The organism is Ensifer sp. SL37 (genome assembly GCF_026672675.1).
Taxonomy (GTDB): domain Bacteria; phylum Pseudomonadota; class Alphaproteobacteria; order Rhizobiales; family Rhizobiaceae; genus Ensifer; species Ensifer adhaerens.
In genome coordinates, this window is sequence record NZ_JAPPRN010000006.1 from 1268803 (window position 1) to 1288204 (window position 19402).

At 63.0% G+C, this 19402-nt stretch carries 20 protein-coding genes and 1 tRNA gene; 10 read left to right on the forward strand and 11 right to left on the reverse strand.

Going from position 1 to position 19402, the window contains the following annotated elements:
* Nucleotides 1-13: 13 nt before the first annotated feature.
* On the reverse strand, nucleotides 14-1360 hold the full coding sequence (gene aroA, locus OVA00_RS18335; protein WP_268089436.1) for a 3-phosphoshikimate 1-carboxyvinyltransferase: 1347 nt from the start codon (nucleotides 1358-1360) through the stop codon (nucleotides 14-16).
* A gap of 297 nt (nucleotides 1361-1657) precedes the next feature.
* Between aroA and OVA00_RS18340 the strand changes: the two genes are divergently transcribed.
* Both OVA00_RS18340 and OVA00_RS18345 read left to right on the forward strand, forming a co-directional pair.
* Nucleotides 1658-2050: a TIGR02300 family protein gene (locus OVA00_RS18340; RefSeq protein ID WP_029742385.1), complete on the forward strand. Its 393-nt coding sequence runs from the start codon at nucleotides 1658-1660 to the stop codon at nucleotides 2048-2050.
* Nucleotides 2051-2250: 200 nt separating this feature from the next.
* A tRNA-Ala gene (locus OVA00_RS18345) sits at nucleotides 2251-2326 on the forward strand.
* A 32-nt stretch (nucleotides 2327-2358) separates the two neighbouring features.
* Here OVA00_RS18345 and OVA00_RS18350 read toward each other — a convergent pair.
* On the reverse strand, nucleotides 2359-2889 hold the full coding sequence (locus OVA00_RS18350; protein ID WP_143106248.1) for a hypothetical protein: 531 nt from the start codon (nucleotides 2887-2889) through the stop codon (nucleotides 2359-2361).
* On the opposite strand from OVA00_RS18350, the gene OVA00_RS18355 reads away from it, so the two are divergent.
* From OVA00_RS18355 to OVA00_RS18365, 3 genes are all read left to right on the forward strand, one after another.
* On the forward strand, nucleotides 2858-3643 hold the full coding sequence (locus OVA00_RS18355) for a YdcF family protein (protein ID WP_034804736.1): 786 nt from the start codon (nucleotides 2858-2860) through the stop codon (nucleotides 3641-3643). The two genes, OVA00_RS18350 and OVA00_RS18355, sit on opposite strands and share 32 nt — an antisense overlap.
* 107 nt (nucleotides 3644-3750) lie before the next feature.
* Nucleotides 3751-4386, forward strand: coding sequence for a trimeric intracellular cation channel family protein (locus OVA00_RS18360; protein WP_029742382.1), 636 nt, complete (start codon nucleotides 3751-3753; stop codon nucleotides 4384-4386).
* Between the two features lie 104 nt (nucleotides 4387-4490).
* Nucleotides 4491-4916 carry a plastocyanin/azurin family copper-binding protein gene (locus OVA00_RS18365; RefSeq protein WP_034804743.1) on the forward strand — a complete coding sequence of 142 codons (426 nt, stop codon included), beginning with the start codon at nucleotides 4491-4493 and terminating at the stop codon, nucleotides 4914-4916.
* 45 nt (nucleotides 4917-4961) lie between these two features.
* Here OVA00_RS18365 and irrA read toward each other — a convergent pair whose 3' ends face one another.
* On the reverse strand, nucleotides 4962-5384 hold the full coding sequence (irrA, locus tag OVA00_RS18370) for an iron response transcriptional regulator IrrA (protein WP_029742380.1): 423 nt from the start codon (nucleotides 5382-5384) through the stop codon (nucleotides 4962-4964).
* 321 nt (nucleotides 5385-5705) lie between these two features.
* On the opposite strand from irrA, the gene fabA reads away from it, so the two are divergent.
* The 3 genes from fabA to fabI are packed head-to-tail and all read left to right on the forward strand — an operon-like array spanning nucleotide 5706 to nucleotide 8303.
* Nucleotides 5706-6221 (forward strand): 3-hydroxyacyl-[acyl-carrier-protein] dehydratase FabA, encoded by a 516-nt coding sequence (gene fabA, locus OVA00_RS18375; RefSeq protein WP_029742379.1) that lies wholly within the window; start codon nucleotides 5706-5708, stop codon nucleotides 6219-6221.
* A gap of 47 nt (nucleotides 6222-6268) precedes the next feature.
* The gene (fabB, locus tag OVA00_RS18380) at nucleotides 6269-7492 is read left to right on the forward strand and encodes a beta-ketoacyl-ACP synthase I (protein WP_029742378.1); all 1224 of its coding nucleotides are present in this window, start codon (nucleotides 6269-6271) and stop codon (nucleotides 7490-7492) included.
* Between the two features lie 4 nt (nucleotides 7493-7496).
* Nucleotides 7497-8303, forward strand: a complete 807-nt coding sequence (gene fabI, locus OVA00_RS18385) for an enoyl-ACP reductase FabI (RefSeq protein ID WP_029742377.1) — start codon at nucleotides 7497-7499, stop codon at nucleotides 8301-8303.
* Nucleotides 8304-8416: 113 nt separating this feature from the next.
* Here the strand turns inward: fabI and OVA00_RS18390 are convergent, their stop codons facing one another.
* Nucleotides 8417-9922, reverse strand: coding sequence for a winged helix-turn-helix domain-containing tetratricopeptide repeat protein (locus OVA00_RS18390; protein ID WP_060519517.1), 1506 nt, complete (start codon nucleotides 9920-9922; stop codon nucleotides 8417-8419).
* Between the two features lie 139 nt (nucleotides 9923-10061).
* On the opposite strand from OVA00_RS18390, the gene OVA00_RS18395 reads away from it, so the two are divergent.
* Nucleotides 10062-10313, forward strand: a complete 252-nt coding sequence (locus OVA00_RS18395; RefSeq protein ID WP_060519868.1) for a DUF1127 domain-containing protein — start codon at nucleotides 10062-10064, stop codon at nucleotides 10311-10313.
* Between the two features lie 13 nt (nucleotides 10314-10326).
* Nucleotides 10327-11526: an MFS transporter gene (locus tag OVA00_RS18400; protein ID WP_268089437.1), complete on the forward strand. Its 1200-nt coding sequence runs from the start codon at nucleotides 10327-10329 to the stop codon at nucleotides 11524-11526.
* A gap of 34 nt (nucleotides 11527-11560) precedes the next feature.
* Here OVA00_RS18400 and OVA00_RS18405 read toward each other — a convergent pair whose 3' ends face one another.
* The 7 genes from OVA00_RS18405 to rbfA form a co-directional block, all read right to left on the reverse strand.
* Nucleotides 11561-11782: a hypothetical protein gene (locus OVA00_RS18405; RefSeq protein ID WP_029742372.1), complete on the reverse strand. Its 222-nt coding sequence runs from the start codon at nucleotides 11780-11782 to the stop codon at nucleotides 11561-11563.
* Between the two features lie 157 nt (nucleotides 11783-11939).
* Nucleotides 11940-12956, reverse strand: coding sequence for a class I SAM-dependent methyltransferase (locus OVA00_RS18410; RefSeq protein ID WP_112770690.1), 1017 nt, complete (start codon nucleotides 12954-12956; stop codon nucleotides 11940-11942).
* An 81-nt stretch (nucleotides 12957-13037) separates the two neighbouring features.
* Entirely contained in the window at nucleotides 13038-15191 is a 2154-nt protein-coding gene (gene pnp, locus OVA00_RS18415) for a polyribonucleotide nucleotidyltransferase (protein ID WP_029742370.1), read from the reverse strand.
* 354 nt (nucleotides 15192-15545) lie between these two features.
* On the reverse strand, nucleotides 15546-15815 hold the full coding sequence (gene rpsO / locus OVA00_RS18420; RefSeq protein WP_029742369.1) for a 30S ribosomal protein S15: 270 nt from the start codon (nucleotides 15813-15815) through the stop codon (nucleotides 15546-15548).
* Between the two features lie 270 nt (nucleotides 15816-16085).
* On the reverse strand, nucleotides 16086-17798 hold the full coding sequence (locus OVA00_RS18425; RefSeq protein ID WP_268089438.1) for a sensor histidine kinase: 1713 nt from the start codon (nucleotides 17796-17798) through the stop codon (nucleotides 16086-16088).
* A gap of 183 nt (nucleotides 17799-17981) precedes the next feature.
* Entirely contained in the window at nucleotides 17982-18917 is a 936-nt protein-coding gene (truB, locus tag OVA00_RS18430; protein ID WP_034804752.1) for a tRNA pseudouridine(55) synthase TruB, read from the reverse strand.
* An 8-nt stretch (nucleotides 18918-18925) separates the two neighbouring features.
* A complete protein-coding gene (rbfA, locus tag OVA00_RS18435) occupies nucleotides 18926-19333 on the reverse strand; it encodes a 30S ribosome-binding factor RbfA (RefSeq protein WP_029742366.1) in 408 nt (135 codons plus the stop codon).
* Nucleotides 19334-19402 lie beyond the last annotated feature (69 nt).

A 19402-nucleotide genomic window follows, 5' to 3' on the forward strand; every position in this document is an offset into this window, starting at 1 on the left:
GGAATCGTGGGTCTCACGCGATCCTCGCGCCGAGGCTGGTCATGAGGTCCATGAATTCAGGAAAGCTTGTCGCGACCATCGACACGTCGTCGACGGTGACCGGATGTTCGGATGCAAGCCCGAAAATAAGGAAGCTCATGGCGATGCGGTGATCGAGATGGGTGTTTACGGTCGCGCCGGCAGCGCTTCCGAGCCCCTTACCGTCGCGACGGCCGCGCACGACCAGCGACGAGGCGCCCTCCTCGCAATCGACGCCATTGCGCTTCAGGCCCGCGGCGATGGCGGCGAGGCGATCGGACTCCTTCACACGCAGTTCGTCGAGCCCGGCCATGACGGTATTCCCCTCGGCGAAGGCAGCGGCGATGGCGAGAGCCGGGTACTCGTCGATCATCGAGGCGGCGCGCTCTTCGGGAACGGTGACACCGCTGAGTTCCGAGTGCCGTACGCGCAGATCCGCCACGTCCTCCCCGCCAACCTGTCTGCTGCCGATCACCTCGATATCCCCTCCCATCTCCTTAAGCGTCAGGATCAGGCCCGTGCGCGTCGGGTTCATCTGCACGTTGGTGATCGTGATGTCGGAGCCTGGGACGATCAGGGCTGCGACCAGCGGGAAAGCCGCAGACGAGGGATCGCCGGGCACGTCGATCTCCTGGCCGGTAAGCTTGCCGCGACCGTCAAGGCGGATCGTACGGACGCCGCTGACGTCGGTCTCGACAGAAAGTGCGGCGCCAAATGCCTCCAGCATCCGTTCCGTATGATCGCGCGTCATGACCGGTTCGATGACAGTGGTGATGCCGGGCGCGTTGAGACCGGCAAGCAGGACCGCCGACTTCACCTGTGCGGAGGCGACGGGCACGCGATAGGTGATCGGGGCAGGCGTCTTCGGTCCGCGTAGGGTCACCGGCAGGCGATCGCCTGCGGCGGCCCTCACCTGCGTGCCCATTTCACGCAAGGGCTCGAGAACCCGCGCCATCGGCCGGCGGCTGAGCGAAGCATCGCCAAGGAATGTCGTTTCGAAGTCGTAGACGCCCGCCAACCCCATCGCCAGACGGCAGCCTGTGCCAGCATTGCCGAAATCGAGCGGCGCTTCCGGCGCAAGCAGCGCACCGTTGCCGACGCCATCGACGATAAAGGTATCGGCCTCCTTACGAATGCGGGCCCCCATCGCCTGCATCGCGCGGCCGGTGGCCATCACGTCCGCGCCTTGTAGCAGGCCGGTAATGCGCGTCTCGCCGCTAGCAAGCCCGCCCAGCATCAGCGCCCGGTGCGAGATCGACTTGTCGCCGGGGATGCGGATCGAGCCGCGCAGATCGGCGGACTTTCGGGCAGTGGCGGGTCTCGGGCCCGATCCATGAGACATGCGGCATCCTCTGGCCCGAAAGGGCGTTCTTACCGAAGGGCACAACCGCGCCCGCACCGCGGCACTCCTATCACACCCTCGCTGCGTGTTTCCATAAATTGCGGCCGCTCGAGGAGCGCCACAAGGGGCGGGCAAGAGCCGGAAAGCCAGCAACGCCGGGGCTTTGGCGATTTGTCTTTGACAGATGCGGCCAAGACGATTATGGGGACCGGCTAATCATCATAAGCTTGATACCCTTTCCACCCGCCGGCTTTCCGGCAAGCGCCGGCTCGGCCGGCCATTCAAGAGGCTTTGACTGTGGCAAAACCGGAACTTGGAACAAAGCGCATCGACCCGGAAACGGGGCGCAAATTCTACGATCTGAACAGTGATCCGATCGTTTCGCCTTACACCGGCAAGTCCTATCCGCTGTCCTTCTTCGAAGAAACCTCGGTCGCCAAGGTGCTCGAGAAGGAAGAAGAAGAAGAGGTAACGGAAGTCGACGCAGAGAACACCGAAGTCGAACTCGTTTCGCTCGAGGATGCCGATGATGAGGCAGCGGGCGGCGACGACCTGCCGGATCTCGGCGACGACGACGTCGAAATCGACGGCGACGACGATGACGACACCTTCCTGCAGACCGACGACGAAGACGATGACGACGACATGAGCGACCTCATTGGCGTGTCGGACGACGAAGAAGACGTCTAAGCGCTTCAAATGACAAAGAAATGCTCCCGTCCTCGGCCAAAGTGGCCCGGACGGGAGAAAAACGGCCCGGACAAAAAATAAATCCACGGGCCACGCATTTTTCGGCTTGCCATCCTCAAAAAGGGGAAGTAATAAGCCGCCACTCGCCGAGCACAACAGCTCGACGAACTTCCCGGACCGGCCTAGCCGGAACCCGATATGGGGCTATAGCTCAGCTGGGAGAGCGCTTGCATGGCATGCAAGAGGTCAGCGGTTCGATCCCGCTTAGCTCCACCAAAACCTTCCTTCGATTGATCAGTACCCAGTCCTCAGGGACCCTCGTTCGCGGCCATTTCGTCCAGCGAATCCAGGATCATCGTCAGCAACCGGATGATGTCGGCGGATTCGAGCAGAGCATTGCGGATTTCGCGCTCGGACCGTTTGGGTATGGAACCGGCAATGTCCAGCAGGATGTTGGTCACGTCCGGCGCTTCGGTGTTCGGTTCCATGCCTGTCTGCTCGCGCATGCAGCGGATCAGCGCCACTGCGCCTTCAAGCAAACGCTGTGCCTGCACCGGGGTGAGGTCATGGACCTCGTTGGCGGCACGAAACAGCTGCGATCGGAAGCCGGCTATCGTGGTCATCTCGCGGATGATACTCCTTTCGGCTTCAAATGAAAGTGGTGGCCGGGGCCGCCCACGCAACGTTCGGATGAACATGGTGCATGCGTTACCTTGCGCGAACGCGAACAGCCGTTTCGCGCGCAACATCCGGCCGCGCGCCATGCATTCATGATTTGTTAAGCAGCGGAACGCAGAAGCTGGTGCCATGTTTCTGATCTCGAAAATCTTCTGGCTCATTGTGCAGCCGCTGTCGTTCTCGCTGCTCGCCGTCATCGCCGGGCTGCTTGCGACGGCCATCGGCTGGCGCCGCATCGGCGCCGTTCTCGGCAGCCTGGGCGCGCTGGTTCTTTTCGTCAGCCTGTTCACCACCGCTGGCCCCTATGCCCTGCAAGCGCTTGAGGATCGATTTGTGCGCCCGACGCCGCCGACAGCGCTTTCCTGCATCATTGTGCTCGGCGGCGCCTTCGAAAACGAAGTCATGGCAAGCCGCGGCGGCACGGAGCTCAACCAGGCAGCAGACCGCTTCATCGAGACAGCGAGCCTCGCCAAGCGCTATCCCGAAGCACGAATCCTCGTCTCCGGCGGCGATGGCTCGATCAGCGGCGCCTACGAGGGCGATGCGCTGGCCTCGAAGGCGTTCTTCGACATCTTCGGCATTGCGGCCGATCGGGTGATCCGCGAGGAAGATTCGCGCACCACCTTCGAGAACGCGCGCTACACCAAGGATCTTCTGGCTGCAAACGGGCTGACGCAATGTGCGCTCGTCACCTCGGCGTATCACATGCCGCGCTCCGTCGGGCTGTTCCGCGCCAACGACATCGACGTCCTGCCCTGGCCGACCGACTACCGCACCAGCGGCAAGGTGCGGCTTGGCTTCGATTTCACCCAGCCCTCACTGAACGCGCAGCTGACGACGACGGCCGCCAAGGAATGGACCGGGCTCGTCGCCTATTACCTGCTCGGCCGCACTCAGACGGTGCTGCCGCGCTAGACGACCATGACACGCCCCAGTGCAGCAAACGGCAGCGCGCCTCCTGACTTCATCCCGACGGTGCGCTAATGATCTGCGGGAGCCAATCGGGCTGAAACGGAGCGCCCATGCCGATCCTCGAAATCCTCGACTATGCCGGTGTGGCCGTGTTTGCCGCAACCGGGGCGCTGTCGGCCTCGCGCAAGCAACTCGACATCATCGGCTATCTGTTCCTGGCCTCGGTCACCGGCATCGGCGGCGGCACGATGCGTGACGTCGTGCTCGGCGCAACGCCCGTCTTCTGGGTCACCAATCCGACCTATCTTCTGGTCTGCGCGACGGTCGCCGTTCTCCTGTTCTTCACCGCCCATCTCTTCGATTCCCGCTACCGGGTCCTCGTCTGGCTCGATGCGATCGGGCTGTCGGCCTATTGCGTGATGGGTGCGGCGAAAGGCTATGCAGCGACGGGGTCGCCGAGCGTCGCGCTCGTTACCGGCATGCTGACGGCGACGTTCGGCGGCGTGCTTCGCGATCTGCTGGCCGGAGAACCCTCGGTGCTGCTGCGGCCGGAAGTCTATGTGACGGCAGCGCTGATCGGTGCCAGTGCCTACGTGCTGGCGACGATGGTAGGACTACCACTTGTGGCCGCCTCAACGCTCGGCGTGGCCTCGGCCTTTGCCGTGCGTGCCGGTGCGCTCAAGTTCGGATGGACGCTGCCGACCGGCAAGGCGCTGCCGGGCCGCGATCCGGACGACGTGATGTGAGCCTTTCGCACGTGCGTGCCTATGACAGGCGGCGGACAGCGCCGGTATCGTAGTTGATGCGGTGTCGGCCGCCACCCGGGCGGCTTCAGCGAAAGGGATACAGCATGCGTTTCTTCAGCAACAAGCTTGCCGCACTCGCCCTTCTTTGCATGGCCTCGCCGGCATTTGCCGCCACGACCGTCAAGGTCGTCGAAGGTGGTGAAGCGGGCGGCCCGATGACACTGACACTCGACCAGTCGACGATAAAGGCCGGAGAGACTGTCTTCCTGGTGCACAACGACGCCATGACGGAAGAGCACGAGATGGTGCTGGTGAAGCTGAAATCAGCCGACCAGAAGATCAATCTCATCGCGGCCAAGCATCGGGTCGACGAAAAGCAGCTCAAGAGCCTCGGCGAGGTTTCCGAGCTGAAGCCCGGAGCCGACGGCCAGCTGAAAGCCAAGCTCGCGCCGGGCAGCTACGTGCTCCTTTGCAACATCAAAGGACACTACGAGGCCGGCATGCGCGCCAATCTGACGGTGACGGAATAGCGGCGATCGATCGCCATCGCGGCCACCATGACGGTGGCCGCCGGATCAGCGGTCGTTTTTACGGCGCAGACGAATGACCACGTCGACATGGGCGATCTCCATGCCCTCGGGCGGTTCCGGCAGATTGTCGATGTGGATGTTGCTGACCGGAATATCGAGAACCTCGTTCTGGCCCTCGACGAAGAAGTGATGATGGTCCGACACGTTGGTGTCGAAATAGGTCTTGGCGCTTTCCACCGCCAGCACGCGGATCATGCCGGCTTCGGTAAACTGGTGCAGCGTGTTGTAGACGGTCGCCAGCGACACTGGCACGCCGGCCATGACGGCCTCTTCGTGCAGTTCTTCGACGGTCAGGTGGCGATCACCCTTGGCAAAGATCAGATCGGCGAGGGCAACGCGTTGACGGGTCGGACGCAGGCCTGAGTGGCGTAGCCTTTCTTCCGAACTCACTTCTGTTGCTTTCGTCATCAAGGGTCGTTCCATGTATCCCGGCGAAATTCACAATACTTCCTCCGCGATATAACTTTTACGTCCTCGCCTTTCAATAGATTCCAGCCCTGACAGGCGTTGCAAAGCCCGAAAAACCGGTCAAACTCGGGGAATGCTGGCAATTAACTCTGGTCGCGCCCACATTGATCCTGTAAGCGACGGCGGAGTGAAATCGCCATCAGAAGCGATGGAGACCGGACGGAAAACCGCAAGATCCGGGTCGCCACGCTTCATTTCAAGCCGAACTTGCTCTAAAGCAGGTCGGACAACACAATTTGTTACGCGGGGAAACATCTATTCATGACGACCAGACAATCCAGCTTCAGCTATGAGGAAATCCTGGCCTGCGGCCGTGGTGAGTTGTTTGGCCCCGGCAATGCCCAGCTGCCGCTGCCGCCGATGCTGATGGTCCACCGCATCACCGAAATCTCCGAGACCGGCGGCGCCTTCGACAAGGGTTACCTGCGCGCCGAATACGACGTGCGGCCGGACGACTGGTATTTTCCCTGCCACTTCCAGGGCAACCCGATCATGCCCGGCTGCCTCGGCCTCGACGGCATGTGGCAGCTGACCGGCTTTTACCTCGGCTGGCTTGGCGAGCCCGGCCGCGGCATGGCGCTTTCCACCGGCGAAGTGAAGTTCAAGGGCATGGTGCGTCCCCATACCAAGCTTCTCGAGTACGGCATCGACTTCAAGCGCGTCATGCGCGGACGACTCGTGCTCGGCACGGCCGACGGCTGGCTGAAAGCCGATGGCGAGACTATCTATCAGGCAACCGACCTCCGCGTCGGCCTGTCGAAGGATAAGGCCGAGTAAAATCCAGGCCTTTCCGCAGCCAACGAAATAAAGAAAAGGTCAGTACCATGAGACGGGTTGTTGTCACGGGCCTCGGCATCGTTTCCTCGATCGGGAACAATGCAGACGAAGTTACGGCGTCGTTGCGCGATGCCAAGTCGGGCATCACGTTTTCTCCCGATTTCGCCGAGAATGGCTTCAAGTGCCAGGTCTGGGGCGCGCCGTCGCTCGATCCGACCGAACTCGTCGATCGCCGTGCCATGCGCTTCCTGTCTCAGGGCGGCGCCTGGAACCACGTGGCGATGAAGCAGGCGATCGCCGACTCCGGTCTGGAAGAAGCCGTCATCGCCCGCAACGAGCGTACCGGCATCATCATGGGCTCGGGCGGACCGTCCACCCGCACCATCGTTGAAGCGGCCGACATCACCCGCAAGAACGTCAGCCCGAAGCGCATCGGCCCGTTCGCCGTTCCCAAGGCGATGTCTTCGACGGCGTCGGCGACGCTTGCAACCTGGTTCCAGATCCACGGCGTCAACTATTCGATCTCGTCGGCCTGCTCGACCTCGGCCCATTGCATCGGCAACGCCGCCGAGATGATCCAGTGGGGCAAACAGGACGTGATGTTTGCCGGCGGTCACGAAGACCTCGACTGGACCATGTCCAACCTGTTCGACGCCATGGGCGCCATGTCGTCGAAGTACAACGAAACGCCGGCGACGGCTTCGCGCGCCTATGACGCCAACCGCGACGGCTTCGTCATTGCCGGTGGCGCAGGCGTTCTCGTTCTCGAAGAACTGGAGCACGCCAAGGCCCGCGGCGCGAAGATCTACGCCGAAATCGTCGGCTATGGCGCCACCTCCGACGGCTACGACATGGTGGCTCCGTCGGGCGAAGGCGCGATCCGCTGCATGCGTCAGGCGCTCTCGACCGTGAAGGGCGAGGTCGACTACATCAACACCCACGGCACCTCCACCCCGGTTGGCGACAGCAAGGAAATCGGCGCGATCCGCGAAGTGTTCGGCAGCAAGATGCCGCACATCCAGTCGACCAAGTCGCTCACGGGTCACTCGCTCGGTGCGGCCGGCGTGCAGGAATCGATCTACGGCCTGTTGATGATGCAGGCGGGCTTCATCGGCGAAAGCGCGCATATCAGCGAGCTCGACCCGGAATTCGATGGCGTTCCGATCGTTCGCAAGCGCATCGACAATGCCAAGATCGATACGGTTCTTTCGAACTCCTTCGGCTTCGGCGGCACCAACGCAACGCTCGTCTTCCAGCGCTACAACGGATAACACCATGACGGGACTGATGACTGGAAAGCGTGGCCTCATCATGGGTGTGGCCAACAACCATTCTATTGCCTGGGGCATCTCCAAGGCGCTTGCAGCGCAAGGCGCGGAACTGGCCTTCACCTTTCAGGGCGAGGCTCTGGGTAAGCGCGTCAAGCCGCTGGCGGCCGAGCTCGGTTCCGACTTCCTGCTTCCTTGCGATGTCGAAGACATTGCGTCTGTCGATGCGGTCATCGATGCGATCAAGGAACGCTGGGGCAAGCTCGACTTCATCGTTCATGCCATCGGCTTTTCGGACAAGAACGAGCTGAAGGGCCTCTACGCCGACACCTCGCGCGACAACTTCAGCCGCACGATGGTGATCTCCTGCTTCTCTTTCACCGAGATCGCCAAGCGGGCTGCCGAACTGATGGATGAGGGCGGCTCGATGCTGACGCTCACCTATGGCGGCTCGATGCGCGTCATGCCGAACTACAACGTCATGGGTGTCGCCAAGGCAGCGCTCGAGGCGTCGGTGCGCTATCTCGCCGCCGACTATGGCGTTCGCGGCATTCGCGTCAACGCGATCTCGGCGGGCCCGATCCGCACGCTTGCCGGCGCCGGCATTTCCGACGCCCGGGCGATGCTGTCCTGGCAGCAGAAGAACTCGCCGCTGCGCCGCACCGTCACGATCGACGATGTCGGCAGCTCGGCCCTCTACCTTCTTTCGGACCTTTCGCGCGGCGTGACCGGCGAAATCCACTATGTCGATTCCGGCTACAACATTACGTCGATGCCGGCACTCGATGCGCTCAGGACCGCCGACGCAGAGTGACGGCAGCGGCAAAGCCGCTGACTGACGACCCAGCTTCTATAGAAAACCCCGGCGAGACACCTCGCCGGGGTTTCTTTTTTGAGGTCGGCAAGGCCCGACGGCCCGAGACAACATCAGTCCGGAAGGCCGGCCTTGTGGAATCCGTCCACGAAGTGCGCGAGCGTCGCTGCGTCACGAAACGGCTCGGTCGTCGCCCAGAAACCGGTCGTGAAATGCGGGTTGGCGACGAGGAACAGGTCGACCTCGGCGCGTGCCTCGTCGAACCGCCCCAATTGCGCGAGGCTCGCCGCCAGGAAGCGACGCGAGCTGGTGCGGTAGGTCTCGTCCTTGCGCAGCGTCTCGACCGCGGCTTCGTAGTCTCCGGCCGCATACTGCGCCTGGCCGAGTGTCAGATAGTACCAGCTTGCCGGATAGGGGTTCAGCCGGAAGGCCTTGCGAATGTGCTCCAGCCCTTCCTCGACCCGGCCTGCCAGGATCGTGATGTCGGACAATGTCGCCCAGGTGTCGGCTTCGTTCGGGTCAAGCTCGATGGCCCTGGCAAATTCCGCGTCGGCCTCGGCGAAGTTGCGCTCATAGGCAAGCAGATTGGCCAGCACCCAGCGGCAACCGGCGTCGTTGGGATCGATCGCGACGGCTTTGCGCGCCAATTCCAGGGCGATGCCGCGGGTCGGTACGATCGGCTCGCCCCAGTGCACCCAGCCCATCCAGTGGTTCATGGCGAGCCAGCGATAGGCCTCGGCATAATCAGGGTCGAGCGAAACGGCGCGAGTGAGCATCAGATGCGCTTCCCGGGCGGTCTGCGGCGAATCGTCGATCAGCTTGCGCGCCCGCACGCAGAGATCATAGGCCTCGAGGCTCCTGGGGCGATTGCGTGACGGCGGGGTGCGCAGCCGACCGAGCAACGCCTCGACGATCTTGGCCGTCACCTCGTCCTGAACGGCAAAGATGTCTTCCAGGTTGCGGTCGAAGCGTTCTGCCCAGAGGTGCTCTCCGCTCAGCGCATCGACCAGCTGGGCGTTGATGCGTACGCGTCCGGAGGCGCGCCTTGCGCTTCCTTCCAGGAGGTAGCGCACGCCGAGGTCTTCGGCGATCGCGCGTACATCCATCGCCCTGCCCTTGTAGGCAAAGGTGGAATTGCGGGCGATGACGAACAGACCACCGCTCCGGGAGAGATCGGTGATCAGATCCTCCGTCAGCCCGTCCGCGAAGGAATCCTGATCGGGATCGTTGCTGAGATTGACGAAGGGCAGCACCGCGATCGAAGGCCGGCCCGGCAACGGCAGCGGCTTTCGCCCGCCTGCCAGCCGCTCGATACTGCCCATGAAACGGTAGCCGATGCGCGGAACCGTTGAAATCCACTCGCCGCCGTCGGCAGCCCGGCCGAGCAGCTTCCTGAGCTGTGCGATCTGTACTGTGAGATTGCCTTCCTCGACGGCCGTACCAGGCCAAGCCGCGTCCATCAGCTCGGTCTTGGCGAGGATTTCGCCCGGCCTTTCCACGAGCGCTGCAAGCAGCTTCACGCCGCGATGCCCGACCGCAACCGGATCATCGTTCCGCAGGAGCGTTCCCGCACCCGGATCAAGCACGAACGGACCAAAGGCAAAACGTGTATCCTGCATGCGGCGATCTATAGCCCGTTTGGAAGTTTTTGAGAACTTTTTGGAAGGGCTTAAGTACGGCGCCGATCCTATTCCGCAGAATCCAACCTCCTTCAGATCGAGGGTCCCCCCGACCCTCAAAGCCGATAGCGAGGTTGTCATGAACAACGCCCCCTTTTCTCCCATTGCATCGCCTCAGGCCGCGGCGCCTGAGACGCCGAGGAGCCCGACGCGTTCGCATTCCCCTGTCGAGACGCTGAAACGGATGGTCGCCGCCTGGCGTGAACGGAACCAATTTCACCTAGAGCTCGATCGAAAGCTCAAGGGCGATCCGCATCTGATCGACGATATCGGCCTGACGCGACGTCAAGTCGAGGAGGAGCTCGCCAGGCCCTTCTGGCAAGTGCTTTGAGGTGAGCCGCGCAATGACATCGGACCAGCGACCGCCACCGGCGCCGACCCTTGGCGAGGTGATCACGACGTTCCGCAAGGATCAAGCCCCCTGGGCGGCGATGGCGGGTATCATCGCCACCGTTACCGTCTTTGCGGTGGCGCAAGGGCTCACCTATCCGCTGCTCAGCTTCATCCTGGAGCGGCAGCGGACGGCACCCGCCCTGATCGGCCTGTCAGCGGCCATGACGCCGCTGGGGTTCATCCTGTCGGCGCCTCTGATCCCGATGCTTTCGCGGCGGCTGGGCGGCACCCGGCTCGCGATCCTCTGTTCGGTGCTGGCCGCCAGCACGCTTGCCGCCATTGCGTGGACTGACGACGTCTGGGCCTGGATGCCGCTTCGCTTTCTGCTGGGCGTTTTCGCCAATCCGCTTTCCGTGATCAGCGAGACCTGGCTGGTGGCCATTACGCCCGCGTCCCGCCGGGGCCGCATCATGGGTCTCTATTCCTCCGTCGTTTCAGCCGGTTTCGCCATAGGGCCGCTGGCGCTCGGGATGGTCGGAACGGCGGGCTGGTCGCCGTTCCTGATCGGCATCGTGGCCTTTGTCGCCTGCGGTCTGATCTTGCTTGCCCTGGTGTCGCGCCTGCCGGAGATGCCGCAGGATGGGGAAGCAACGTCCGTCGCCGGGTTTTTCGCGCTGGCGCCTTTGTTGCTGTTTGCAGTCGCAACGGCTGCGGCCTTCGAGCAGACCCTGCTTTCGCTGCTTGCGGTCTATGGCGCAGCGCTTGGCAGCAATGAGGAGCGCGTCGCGCCGCTCATCACCTGCTTCATTGCCGGCAACGCGTCGTTGCAGATCCTGCTCGGGCGCCTCTCCGAACGCAGGGGATCGAGGCAGACGATGCTGTTCTGCGTGCTTTCCTCCCTGGCCGGCTGCCTGCTGCTGCCATGGCTGTTCGAAAGCTGGCTCATCTGGCCGCTTGTTTTCGTCTGGGGCGGGGTGACGTTCGGGATCTATACCCTGTCGCTGATCCAGCTCGGCGAGCGATTCAGCGGCCTGACCCTGATCGCCGGCAACGCCGCCTTTGCCTTCGCCTGGGGCCTCGGCGGCATGGTTGGCTCGCCAGCAACGGGCCTTGTCATGCAAGTGACGGGACACCACGGGTTGCCGTTGTCACTCGGCCTGCTCTGCGCCGTCCTTGCGGGGGTATTGGTCGTTGCGAGAAGGCGCGGTTGAGGCGCGCCGGTCCGCCTGCCTTTTGCCGGCAAGCTCAAATCAGGACGAACAGCACGAGCAGAGCCACGATGACCGCCAGCACGACGAAGCCCGTATGGGTCCGGCGTGCCGGGTCAAGCGGCGAGCGATAGAGGCTCTGCAAGAACGACATGGGCACCTCGGAGGTCGCGCCATGTCCCTCGCCCTGCTTGATGTCCTTGGCAATAGCTTCGGCCGCATCCTCGCTCAAGGGCGGCCTGTTCACTCCCGACGTCATGGAACTCATCCTCCGGCAGTAAAACCGGGCACATGGTGAGCCGGATCTGCGACGAAGGCAACGGGCTAACTCTGACTTGCAGCCAGATGCAAAAAAGCCGGGTCATCTGCCCGGCTTTTTCCATTCTCGGATGGCGCAAAATGCGTCCTGCGGCGTCTCAGCGCTTGGCCCAGAGCACCTTGAATCGGGCGTTGCGGCAGGTCTCGCCATATTCCTTGGAATTTTCCGCCAGCACCTGCTCGTAGGGAAGGCCACGATTGGCGACCATCATCAGCTTGCCACCCTGCTTCAGCGCCTTCAGCGCCGTCTTGATGATGGCGACGCCGAGCGACGGCTCAGCCGCGTGGCCTTCATGGAAGGGCGGGTTCATGACGATGAGGTCGTATTTGTCGCGCGGCTCTTCGCTCGTCAGGTCGAACCAGTAGAAGCGTGCCGGCATGCGCGGCGCGTTCGCCATCATGTTGACACGGGCCGCCTCGAGCGCTTCGTGATCGGCCTCAAACAGGTCGATGCCCTTGGTGCCGGGAGACGCCTGGGCGAGCTTCGCCGCGAGATAGCCCCAGCCGGCGCCGAAATCGGCGGCATGGCCATGGAAATCGATCGGCAGACGCGAGGCGAGCAGTTCCGAGCCTGCATCGACGCGATCGTGCGAGAACATGCCGGGCGACGCCTCGTACAGGCCATCGACGCGCACCGGAACCTTGGCAAGCTTGTGCACGGCATCGGCAATATCTTGCGGACGGGTGAACCAGAAGGCGACGCCGTGATACTTCGGCAGGTGGTCGCCGTCCCATTCAAACTTGGCGATCCGCTTCTTCAGCGACTGGATGCCGTCTTCCTTGCCGCCGGCAACGACGATCAGACCGCCCTCGCGTGTGCGCTTCAGCGCCTCGGCGATCCGGTCCTCGTTCTCGCCCTTGTGCTTGCCCGCAAGCACCAGCGTGACGTCGTAGTCCTCGCCGGTGATTTCAGGCGCCACGTCGGCGCGGGCGGCTTCCAGGGCGCGATAGAGCGGCCGCAGCGGCTGCACCGCCGAGATCGACGCCTCGAAGCCCTGCGGCAGCCTGTAGCCCGCCTCGGCGCCGAGGAACAGCACGCGCTCGCCCTCGCCCGGCGGGTCGATCACGCCGCTGTCGAACGGGTAAAACAGGGTCTTCAACGAATCTCGGCTCATCGGTCTATCCGTCATCTTGCTATAAGAAAGGGGCGCGGAGCGATCCGCCCCGCGCCCCGAATGCATTCGGGTGAAGCGCGCTTATTCAGCGGCTTCGCCGTCGCCCTTCTTTTCAGACTTTTCGGCAACGATTTCCTTGCCGGTGGCCTGGTCAACGACCTTCATCGACAGGCGAACCTTGCCGCGCTCGTCGAAGCCCATGAGCTTGACCCAAACCTTGTCGCCTTCCTTGACGACGTCGGTCGTCTTGGCGACGCGCTCGGAGGCGAGCTGCGAGATGTGGACGAGACCGTCACGGGCGCCGAAGAAGTTGACGAAGGCGCCGAAGTCGGCGGTCTTCACAACGGTACCTTCGTAGACCTGGCCGACTTCCGGTTCGGCAACGATCGAGTGGATCCACTTGCGGGCCGCTTCGATTTCCTTGCCGGACGAGGAGGCGATCTTCACGGTGCCGTCGTCTTCGATGTTGATCTTGGCGCCGGTCTTTTCGACGATTTCGCGGATGACCTTGCCGCCCGAACCGATGACTTCGCGGATCTTGTCGACCGGAATGTTCATGACTTCGATGCGCGGGGCGAACTCGCCGAGCTGGCCACGGCTTTCGGAAATGGCCTTGGCCATTTCGCCGAGGATGTGGAGACGGCCGCCCTTGGCCTGGTTGAGCGCGATGCCCATGATCTCTTCGGTGATGCCCTCGATCTTGATGTCCATCTGGAGCGAGGTGATGCCGGCGTCGGTACCGGCAACCTTGAAGTCCATGTCGCCGAGGTGGTCTTCGTCGCCGAGGATGTCGGAGAGAACGGCGAAGCGCTCATCTTCCTTGATCAGGCCCATGGCGATACCGGCAACCGGCTTTGCGAGCGGAACGCCGGCGTCCATGAGAGCGAGCGAGGTGCCGCAGACGGTGGCCATCGAGGACGAGCCGTTGGACTCGGTGATCTCGGAAACGACGCGCAACGTGTAGGGGAACTGCTCGGCTTCCGGGAGCATCGGGCGGATAGCGCGCCAGGCGAGCTTGCCGTGACCGATTTCGCGGCGGCCCGGGGAGCCCATGCGGCCGGTTTCGCCGACCGAGAAGGGCGGGAAGTTGTAGTGCAGCATGAAGCGTTCTTTGTACATGCCGGTCAGGCTGTCGACGTACTGTTCGTCTTCGCCGGTACCGAGCGTGGCAACGACGATCGCCTGCGTTTCGCCGCGGGTGAACAGCGCCGAACCGTGGGTGCGCGGCAGAACGCCGACTTCCGACACGATCGGGCGAACGGTTTCCAGATCGCGGCCGTCGATGCGGCTCTTGGTGTCGAGGATGTTCCAGCGAACGATCTTGGCCTGCAGGTGCTTGAAGACGGCGCCGATTTCTTCGGCCGAATGGGCCGGGTTCTCGATGCCCTCAGGCAGGAAGTGCGCCTTCACCTTGGCCTTGACGGCGTCGACGGCAGCGTAACGGGCAGCCTTCTCGGTGATCTTGTAGGCGTTGCGCAGCTCGTCTTCGGCAAGCGAGAGCATGGCGTTTTCGAGAGCGGAATGATCTTCGGCTTCGAATTCGCGCGGCTCCTTGGCAGCGACTTCAGCGAGCTTGATGATGGCGTCGATGACCGGCTGGAAGCCCTTCTGACCGAAGACGACGGCGCCGAGCATAACGTCTTCCGGCAGTTCCTTGGCTTCGGATTCGACCATCAGCACCGCTTCCTGGGTGCCGGCGACGACGAGGTCGAGGGTCGATTCGTCCATCTCGTCGAGATGCGGGTTCAGAACGTACTGGCCGTTGATGTAGCCGACGCGCGCGCCACCGATCGGGCCCATGAAGGGGATGCCCGACAGCGTCAGCGCTGCAGAAGCGGCGACCATCGACAGGACGTCGGGGTTGTTTTCGAGGTCATGCTGCATGACCGTGACGATGACCTGGGTGTCGTTCTTGTAGCCATCGGGGAAGAGCGGACGGATCGGACGGTCGATCAGGCGCGAGACGAGCGTTTCGTTTTCGCTCGGACGACCTTCGCGCTTGAAGTAGCCACCCGGGATCTTGCCGGCGGCGTAGGTCTTTTCCTGGTAGTTGACGGTCAGCGGGAAGAAGTCCTGGCCCGGCTTCGGCGACTTGGCCGAAACGACGGTGGCGAGAACGACGGTTTCGCCGTAGGTGGCGAGAACGGCGCCGTCAGCCTGACGGGCGATCTTGCCGGTTTCGAGCTTGAGCGGACGCCCAGCCCATTCGATTTCAACCTTGTGGGTATCGAACATGTTCTGTCCTTCGTGTGCGGCGGACCTCTCCGCGGCTGTTACAGCGCGGGCGGTCGAAGGGCCGCATGAAATGGCGCATCACGGGCAAGACAACGGGAGGCTTCACGCTTTAATCGGCTGTTTTCCGCTTTGCCCGACCATCCGCTTTCAGCGGCGTTTCCGGCAAGCAGGGGCCGAAGCATCCTGCAATCCTGCCCCATGACGGGCCATCGGTTGATCCGCGATACCGGCCCATCCGGCTCGCTGGATTCTCTCGTTTAGCCACGTTCCTATGCGGCTGGAGAGTTTAATCGTCGAGCGTTCAACGCTCCATAAAAAAGCCGGCGGGCCGCAAAGACCCGCCGGATAAGTCGCTTAGCGACGGATGCCCAGGGCACCGATCAGCTTGGTGTAGCGCGCTTCGTCTTTCTTCTTCAGATAGTCGAGGAGCGAACGACGGCTGGAAACCATCGCGAGCAGACCACGGCGGGAATGGTTATCCTTCTTGTGGCCCTTGAAGTGTTCGGTCAGGTTGTTGATCCGTTCCGTCAGGATAGCAACCTGGACTTCCGGAGAACCGGTGTCGCCTTCAACGGTTGCAAATTCCTTGATGAGCTGAGCCTTACGCTCTGCAGCAATCGACATCGGATGATCCTTTCGATTTCGAGGATTTCGGGACGCCGTCAGCCGGGATGTCGTCCAGCTGCGGCCGTGAATGCAACGGGCATGCGCCTTTTGCTGGCGTGCCTATAAACGAATTGGATGAAAAAGGAAAGGGTCATGGACCGGCGCCCGGGAGGGCCGGCGGAAGGCCTCAATTGCCGGTCGGGAACGGGTGCATCGGCGGCGATTTCATTCGGCCGCGATCGGGAGGAGTTCGGCCCCGATCGAGGGAGAAAAAGTGACGGCGGCAGGTCATGGCACGTCATCCCCTTCGGCCGGTCGCGGCACGGTGATCCGCCACTCGATGCCGTCGGCATGCATCATCCGCTCGAGCCCCGCATTCAGGGCCATGCCGAGCATGCGTTCGAGCACGAGCGTGCCAAACCCCTTGCGGATCGGATCTGAGGGCTTGCCCGCGAGATCGGCCCCCTCCTCCCGCCAGCGTATGGCAATGCCCTCATCCTCCAGCGACCAGCTCAGCTTGACGACGCCTGACGTGTTGGCGAGCGCGCCATACTTGGTCGCATTGGTCGCGAGCTCGTGCAGCGCCATGCCGAGCGTCTGGGCGATCTGGGTCTCGAGCCGCAAAGGCGGGCCGGACAGGATCACCCGCCTCGGATCGTCAGGCGTGAATGGCTGAAGCTGGTTCTGGGCCAGTTCCCGGAAATCGACCCCTTGGGCGGCGTTGGCGATCATAAGGTCGGTGGAGCGGGCGAGCCCGGCGATGCGCTTGCGGAAACTGTCGGCGAAATCAGCGGCACTCTCGGCCGAATAGACCGACTGGTTCAGCATGGACTGGATCACCGTCAGCTGGTTCTTCGAGCGGTGCGCCACCTCGCGCATCAAGAAACGGATTTCGCTCTCCGCCTTGGTGCGCGCGGCCGCCGCACGGGCCAGAGCTGCCGAGACCTGTTCGACCTCGGCGATCATATGCGGGCGCGGCTCGATCCGCTCGCCGGCGCCAAGGCGGCGGGCATCCTGCGCCACGAGCTTGACGCCCTGCGACAACAGCCGCGCGATTGCCAGCGAACCGGCGATCGCGATGCCGGCAAAGATGATGCCGCCGAGCGAAAGCCACAGGAACGACCAGACGGCCGGAGCATCGACGATCGCCCGCGGCGCCCAAGCGATGATCCGCCAGCCGGTGATCACCGAGAATTCGGTCGCCACCCGGTACTCCGTGCCGTTCTCCTTGATGTTGCGAACGCCGATGCTGATCGCCGGAACCTTGTCGAGGAAGAACGGCTCCCCGGCCTTGACCGCCGCGTCCGAGGAGATGATGACCTTTCCCGCGCCGTCGACGAGGGCCGCGTTCCAACCAGGCGACAGCGTATCGCGGTTGACGGCCTTGGCCATGTTCTCAGCGTTTTGCGTCAACGCCAGCAGATACTCCTCACCGGTCGAGAGTTTTGCCGGCAGATAAACGTTGAACACCCATTTTCCGGCGGTCTTGCCGAAGAAGACGTTGGAGACGAGCGGCGCGCCGCTATTGGTGAAGGCGCGCTCGATGGAGTCCGCATCCGACCCCTTGCCAAGCTCAGTGCCGAAGGGGACGCGGGTGTTAAGCCGCTGCTCGTGCTTGCGATCTATGACGATCAGGTAGGAATCCGTCTGCGCGAGCGCCGTCGAGGCTCTCTCGTAGAAGGCTTGCAAATTGTCGTCCTCGATCGCCCGCGAGGTCGACAGCACCTTCAGCGTCGTCAACATGCCCTCGATATCGCGCTCGACGATGCGCGTCACCGATCCGGTCGAGGCCTGCAGCAGCGAGGTGATGACCTGTTCCTGCGCGTCGACGCTGCGCTTCAGCACGACCAGCGAAAAGATGAAGGCCGGAACGATGGCGACCAGCAGCAGCGACGTCAGATAGAAACTGAACGGGCGGGTCAGCCGATGACGGGCGCGATCAACCATCGCCGCCAGGCCATCGCTTGCCCTGCGCTTTCCTTCCTCCGTCACACCGGTCACCTGCAACGTCCCTTGCGGTTCCCTGCCGTTGGCATCAACGCCTTCGGCGCACGCCGCCGCAAGCGGCGCAACCGCCAAACGGCAACGGAACGCGATACGGAAACGGAATCACCTCGGATGGACTGGGAACCCATGCCGGGATCATGCGTCAAGGATAAAGCAAAGGCAAATGGTTCCGGGTGCTTAGCTTCCGGCGAAGACGCGCTTGGGGCGGAATTCGCCCTCGGCGATCTCACCGATCGCGACCAGCTTGCCGCGCGCCGTGGCATAGGCCTCGGGCGTCGCCAGCGGTGCGTCGCGGCCGCGCAGGATAATGGGATTGCCCATCCTGAGACGGTGCGCCTGGTCGTCATTGACAGGCACGTGCGGCAGGCTGGAAAGCGCCTCGCCGGTCTCGATCAGATAGGCGTCGAGTGCCGCCAGACGTTCCTGGTCGTCCTCGATCTTTTCCAACGCCACCAGGTCGGCAAGCGGCACCATGTCCTCTTCGCCGAAGGGCGCGACGAAGGTGCGGCGCAGCGACGCGATGTGGCCGAAACAGCCGAGGTCGCGGCCCATGTCGCGGGCGAGCGAGCGCACATAAGTGCCCTTGCCGCATTCGATTTCGAAGTGGGCCAGGTTGGGTGCGGCACCCAGCAGAGTCAGCCGGTGGACCTCGACCTCGCGGGCCGGGATTTCGACCGTCTCGCCGTCGCGGGCGAGATCATAGGCGCGCTCGCCATCGATCTTGATCGCCGAGAACTGCGGCGGCACCTGGCTGATGACGCCGGTGTATTTCGGCAGAAGCGCGCGGATTGCCTCTTCGTTCGGCCGTTCGGCCGAGGAATGGGTTACTTCGCCTTCGAGATCGTCGGTGGAGCGTTCCTCGCCCCAGGCGACGGTGAATTCGTAGATCTTGCGGCCGTCCATGACGTAAGGAACGGTCTTCGTCGCATCGCCAAGCGCGATCGGCAACATGCCGGAGGCCAGCGGATCGAGCGTGCCGGCATGGCCGGCCTTCTGGGCCTTGAACAGCCACTTGATCTTCGAGACGGCTTCGGTGGAGCCGAAGTCGAGCGGCTTGTCGAGGATCAGCCAGCCCGAGATCGGGCGGCCCTTGGGCTTACGCGGTTTGGACATGAAATCTACTATTCTTCGTCTTCGCTGGTCTGGTCGAGATCGCGGCTGACTTCCGGCGAACGCAAGAGCTCGTCGATCTTCTTGTAATTGTCGAAGCTCGTATCGTCGCGGAAACGAACGTCGGGCATGTATTTCATCTGCCGGAGCTGCGGACCGAGGCGGCCGCGAATGTACTTGGCATTGCGGTTGAGCGCGTCGATGACCTCGGCATGGTTGGGCACGCCAAGCGGCGTGACATAGGCCGTGGCGATCTTCAGATCCGGTGACATGCGCACCTCCGAAATCGCGATGACGGTCTTCTCGATCACCGGATCGCGGACCTCGCCGCGTTGCAGAACCTGGGTGATGGCAGCGCGCACCTGTTCGCCGACGCGCAGCATGCGCTGTGAGGGGGCAGAGGATGTGGCTTTGCTCATGGTCGTTGCTTTCCAAGGTATTGCGCCCGCTCGGGGCGGCAAACCGTTTTACTCTTCAGCGTAATATAC